The 5,263-nt window shown below is 69.0% G+C and carries 5 protein-coding genes; 2 read left to right on the top strand and 3 right to left on the bottom strand.

Annotated features, from left to right (window positions below; translation table 11 throughout):
• Both WBA11_RS10810 and WBA11_RS10805 read left to right on the top strand, forming a co-directional pair.
• Window positions 1-294, top strand: a 294-nt coding sequence (locus tag WBA11_RS10810; protein ID WP_424520698.1) for a hypothetical protein, incomplete at its 5' end; no start/stop codon positions are given.
• Window positions 295-375: 81 nt separating this feature from the next.
• A complete protein-coding gene (locus WBA11_RS10805; RefSeq protein WP_424520697.1) occupies window positions 376-1,932 on the top strand; it encodes an ATP-binding protein in 1,557 nt (518 codons plus the stop codon).
• On the opposite strand, the gene WBA11_RS10800 is transcribed toward WBA11_RS10805, so the two are convergent.
• From WBA11_RS10800 to WBA11_RS10790, 3 genes are all read right to left on the bottom strand, one after another.
• Window positions 1,893-2,558 (bottom strand): RloB family protein, encoded by a 666-nt coding sequence (locus tag WBA11_RS10800; protein WP_424520696.1) that lies wholly within the window; start codon window positions 2,556-2,558, stop codon window positions 1,893-1,895. The genes WBA11_RS10805 and WBA11_RS10800 overlap by 40 nt on opposite strands.
• Entirely contained in the window at window positions 2,558-3,829 is a 1,272-nt protein-coding gene (locus WBA11_RS10795) for an AAA family ATPase (protein WP_424520695.1), read from the bottom strand. Before WBA11_RS10795 ends, WBA11_RS10800 begins: the two co-directional genes overlap by 1 nt.
• Before the next feature lie 384 nt (window positions 3,830-4,213).
• A partial coding sequence (locus tag WBA11_RS10790) for a type IV secretory system conjugative DNA transfer family protein (protein WP_424520694.1) occupies window positions 4,214-5,263 on the bottom strand: 1,050 nt, incomplete at its 5' end.

The following is a 5,263-nucleotide window of genomic DNA, read 5'->3' as shown; positions in this document are numbered from 1 at the left end:
GCCCGCGCCTCTGGCGCGCCCAAGCCGATCCAGGCCTCGCCCGTCGAGGAGGACGTGATCGACCTCTGGCTCGGCACGCTCGCAGCCGAGCAGCGCAAGTCGGTCCACACCGCCGTTCTCGGTCGCATGGAGCCGAAGGAGCGGGACGAACTGGTGGCTGCCCGCGCCGAGAAGCGGTTCGCACCCATGCCCGAGATGGCCTACCACGTCCGGCTCCGCCAGATCTACGTCGAGACGACACGAGACGGCGCCGTAGCAACGGCGGACCCCTCCCCCACTCTCTTCGACGGATAATGCCCGTCTCGCCAGTGTGAGCGGTTCCAGTCGTGTTACTAACACGGAAGGAAGTACGTTCGGGTGCCTCGCCACGACCCGATGATCGCCAAGCCCTCCGACGTGCTCGACCGCGACCGCGAGTGGTCCCAGCTCGTCGGGGCCGTCGAGGAGCGGGGGCCGGGGCTCGTCCTCGTCGTCGGCCGTCGTCGGGCCGGGAAGACCTTCCTGCTCACGAGGTTCGCCCGCGCCGTGAACAGCCTCTACGTCCAGGCCACGCGGAAGACCGAGCGCGAGCAACTCCTCGACGTCAGCCGCGCGCTCGGCGAGCGGTTCGACGACGCCGCGCTCCGCCGCGTCTCCCTACCCGACTGGGAGGCCATCCTCGCGTACGTCGTCGAGCGGGCCGCTGGCGAGCCGTTCACGTTCGTCCTCGACGAGTTCCCCTACCTCGCCGACGCGGCCCCCGCTCTCCCGTCCATCCTCCAGGCGTGGTGGGACCACCAGGTGGCCGACACGCGCGTCACGCTCGTGTTGAGCGGGAGCCACGTGAGCGCGATGAACCGGCTCGTCGGGGGCGACCAGCCCCTCTACGGCCGCCGGACGGCGCGCGTCGACGTCCGGGCGTTCGACGCCTTCGACGCGGCCCGCTTCGCGCCCGGCTGGAGCGCCCGTGACAAGGTGCGGCTCTACGCCGTGTTCGGCGGTCTCCCCGGCCACCTCGCGCTCGTCGACCCCGAGCGGACGCTGGGCGAGAACGTCGCCCGGCACGTGCTCGACACCTCGGGGCGTCTCTACGACGAGGCTGCCCACGCCTTCGACGCCTTCCTCTCCGACGCCGCCGTCCACTGCTCCGTCGTCGGGGCCATCGCCTCGGGCGAGCGGCGGTGGAGCCGGATCACGAGCCGAGTCGGCAAGCAGACGAGCGCCTTGAAGCGTCCGCTCGACTGGCTCCTCGACATGGGCGTCGTCGAGCGCGTGGCGCCGATCACAGAGTACCCTCGCCCGAACCCGAAGCGAGTCCAGTACCGGCTCTCCGACCCATACCTCGCATTCTGGCACCGGTTCGTGGCCGACGTACGGGGGCGGGGCCTCGCGTCGCTCGTCGAGCCGGAGACGCTGTGGGAGCAGGCCGTCGAGCCCCGGCTGGACGAGACCCACGTGGCGGGCGTGTTCGAGGACGTGTGCCGCCAGTGGGTCGCGCGGAGGGCCGTCCGGGACGACGGCGCGCTCTCGCTCCTCCCCTTCGCGCCGATGCAGGTGGGGAGCTGGTGGACGGGCGACTCGGCCGAGGAAGTCGGCGTGGTCGCACTCGACGGGAAGGGCGGGCTCTTGGTCGGCGAATGCAGGTGGGGCCGGGCCGATGGACGGGATCTCGACACGCTCGTCCGTCGCGGAGCCCTCGTGGCCGCCGAGGCCGGGGGCATTGAGCGAGTCACGCCCGTGCTGTTCACGGCGGGCGGGCTGGACGCTCGGGCGGAGGCGCGCGTCGAGGCGGGGGAGGCCGTCCACGTGTCGGTGGAGGCGATGTTCAGCTTCGACCCCGACCCGCTCGCTCGCTCAGTGGCTGAGGACACGCTCCAGAACCTCGTGGATCAGGCCCAAGACCTCGGCATGGGCTACGGGTCTGAGCCTGTCCCTCCTTCCCGCAGGGTCTGAAGCCGCTCGACGACCACGTGGACGTGTGTCGTCGGGTTCTCTGTCCCTGCCCGCTTGGCCTCGATAAGCCGCCGCACCGCTCGCGCCTTCGCCTCCTCGACACGGTCCCGCGTGTCGGCAAACGTCCCACCCCCACCCTTGCTGTACGACGGGAGGTGGACTTCCAGGTCACGGATCACGTTCGCGCACGGCGACCGCCGCCCCGTCTTCGCGTAGGGCTTGGCCGTCTCCTCGAAGTGGAGGAGCAGCCAGTACTCGAAGCACGGCGTTGACGGGATCAGATGCGCCACCTTCCGGAGTCCCCCGGGCGCGTTCCGCATCCGGTCCTCGGCCGAGGCAAACCCCACGTGAGTGTCGCGGTCGACCACGACGTAGACGCCGTCGTAGTCCGGGTCTTCTTCGTACCGCTCGACGGCCGTGGCCACCACTGACTCGGGGTCGCTCCCGCGCCCCGATCCCACGACGACGTTCGCCGAGCTCAGCCGGTACGCCGAGACGATCTCGCGGAAGTAGTCTGGCTCCGTCTTCGTCCCCTCACACACGATGAGAACTCGGTCGTAGGGTTCCCGTTTCGGCCGCCGCCGTCGGCTCTTCTCAGGACCTCGAGCACGGTTTCGCTTCGCCATCAGTCCTCGCCCGCAATGGCACGCGGGAATCGGGTGAGTGGGAGCGCGCCGTACCGACCCTTCAGGTAGTTCTTCTCCAGCGGCTCGACCCCCTTCCGAGGCTTGAAGTCGAACAGCGGCGTGAGCGACGTTGCTCCGTCCCGTCCCTTCTCCGTCAGCCAGAACTGGTCTCGTCGGAGAAAGTCCTGGTCGAGCAGGTTCGTCTCGTGCGTCGCGAACACGAGCTGCGCCCCCTTCGGGTTGACCTCGGGGTCTACGAACAGCCCGACGATCGCGCGGAGGATGAGCGGGTGGAGGCTGGATCCGAGTTCGTCGGCGATGAGCACGCGGCCCGCCTCGAGTACGTCGAGCAGCCGACCCGCGAGCCCGAACAGACGCCGCGTCCCCAGAGACTCGTCGCCGAACTCGAACGGCTCGGCCCCTGGCGTCCCCTCGTGGACGAAGCGGACGCGCGTCCGCTCGTGGAGGGTGTACTGGGACTCGGGGAGGGACGGGTCTCGCTCGCCGGATGGAACGGGGAGCGCCATCGACTGGGTATCGACGACGACATCTTCGATCCCGACGTCGGCCGCCTGGAGCAGTCGGACTACCCGACGGCGGCCGGCCTCGGTCGCGCAGTGCCAGAGCGTGTGGCGGTCTGACTGGAACGCCCGGGGCCGGGCCGAGTCGGCGTACACCAACGTCCGCTGGAACCAATCGAACACCGGCGTGAGCGCCTCGCTGTTGAGTTGGACGGCCGTCGAGAGAAACAGGGCGTTCGGCCGCGTTGCGTCTCGGTACAGCGTCTTCTGTCCCGTGAGGCTCTCGCCGAACTCGTACGTCTCAGTGTCCCCGTCTCGCTCCCGCGCGAAGAGGAGTCGGCCCCGGCGCTTCGGGAACGCATACAGCCACTCGGCCTCTACGCGCTCCCGCGTCACTGAGAACCCGTACTGGTAACGGACGCCGGATGCTACGAACAGCGCCTCGAACACGGTCGGCCGGGACGCCGAGGCTGCGTCGAGCCGGAACGGCTCGGCCTCCTCAATGGCGTCGCCTCGCGTGCGACGTGCCGAGCGAAGCACGAACCGGCGCATCGCTGCCGCAGCCGCGAGGAGGTTCGACTTCCCGGAGGCGTTCGGCCCATACACCACAGCCGCCCGGAGCACGCGCTCCCCGTCTGGGGCCTCGACGACATGAGTCTCTTCGAGGTCCTGGACAGGGGCGGCCACAAGCGAGAGACGCTGCTCGTCGCGGATGGATCGGTAGTTCTCGATGGCGAACTCGAGGAGCACGATATAGGGGTCTGAAGGGGTTTTTGGTCGCTCTGGCGACAAAGTATTGCACAGACAGTAACAAAACCCAGCTTTGGGGAGGGAAAACTCAAAGGTGGGACTTGTCACTCGCCATCGACCACCACGACTCGTTCCCGTGGCGTCCGCTGGCAGCGCTCGCGAAGAAGTTTGGCTCCAATCCCGTCGCTCTCACCGTGCGACGCCAGCTCGTCGTTCAGCGCTTCCACCTCTTCCCGACGTCACCTCGAACCCGGCAACGGGTCTGGGCCTGCTCGGTATCTCGTTTACGGCGACGCGGTTGACGGATCCTCGCTGCAAACTCCTTCCGGCGAGCGCGGCGCGGCGGAAGGCATCGTAGACCCGACAGTAGGATCACGTTCATAGTCACAGGGTGAGCCCCTCGAACTCGGCGTCCTCATAGAACCGAAGCTTCCGGCACTGGATGGGCCGGTGGCCGCGGACCAACAAGAGCTGGTCGCGTTCGTCCATCAGCCGCAACTCATCCGGCATCACGAGCGGACGGCCGTGCTCGCTCATCGACGCCCCCTCGCTCCGCCCCGACGACCGGCTCTTGCCCCGGCTCCGGCTCTTCCCCGTCGTGGCCCCGTGCGAGAACACGGTCCGCGTGCCCGCCATCTTCGAGAGGTACTCGGCCGTGAACTGGTCGGTCGTCCCGAAGGCCTGGACCACGTCGGTGTTCGCCACGAACGTCTCCCAGTCCTTCGGGTACGTCTGCTTGAGTTGGCCGAGGTCCTGGAGGAAGGGCCACACCTGGACGCCGTAGCCCGCCATCAGGCTCACGGCGCGGCGGACGGGCGCCATCGGGCCGAGCTGGGCGAACTCGTCGAGGAGGAAGAGCACGCGGCTCTCCCCTGCCCCACCGCCGACCGTCATGGGCCGCGCGCGAGTCACGGCCACGAGCGAGGTCGCCACGACGAGCCGGAGCCACCTCGAGAACGTGTCGAGCCGGTCCGGCGGGACCATGAGGTAGATCGAGAGCCCGCCTCTGGCAAGATCGGCAGGGTCGAACGTGCTCTCCCCAAGGACCGTGACCATTCGAGGTGAGTCGAGGAAGTGCGTATGGCTCTGGGCCGACGAGACGACGCCGGACCGCTCGCGGTCGGCCTTCTGGCGGAGCCGGTTCGAGGTCCGCTGGACGGTCGCGTCGGGGTGCCCGCCCATCGTGACGAGCAAGTCGTCGAAGGCCTCTGGCGCGAGCGTCAAGAGCTCGCGGACGTAGGGGAGTGACCGCTCCGCCCCGATGCGCGAGAGCGCGACGTAGAGCACCAAACCCGCCAGGAGCGCCTTGGCCTCCTCGTCCCAGAACGAGCCCTCCGCCCCGCCCTTCTGGGGCACCACGAGCATGTCGGCGATCATGGCCGCGTCGTCGGCCGCGTCCGGACTCGCGCTGTCGACGAGGTCGAGCGGGTTGAG

This window comes from Rubrivirga sp. (assembly GCF_049648075.1).
Lineage (GTDB): Bacteria > Bacteroidota > Rhodothermia > Rhodothermales > Rubricoccaceae > Rubrivirga.
Note: the sequence above shows the minus strand (reverse complement) of the source record. Positions and strands in the feature narration are given on the sequence as shown.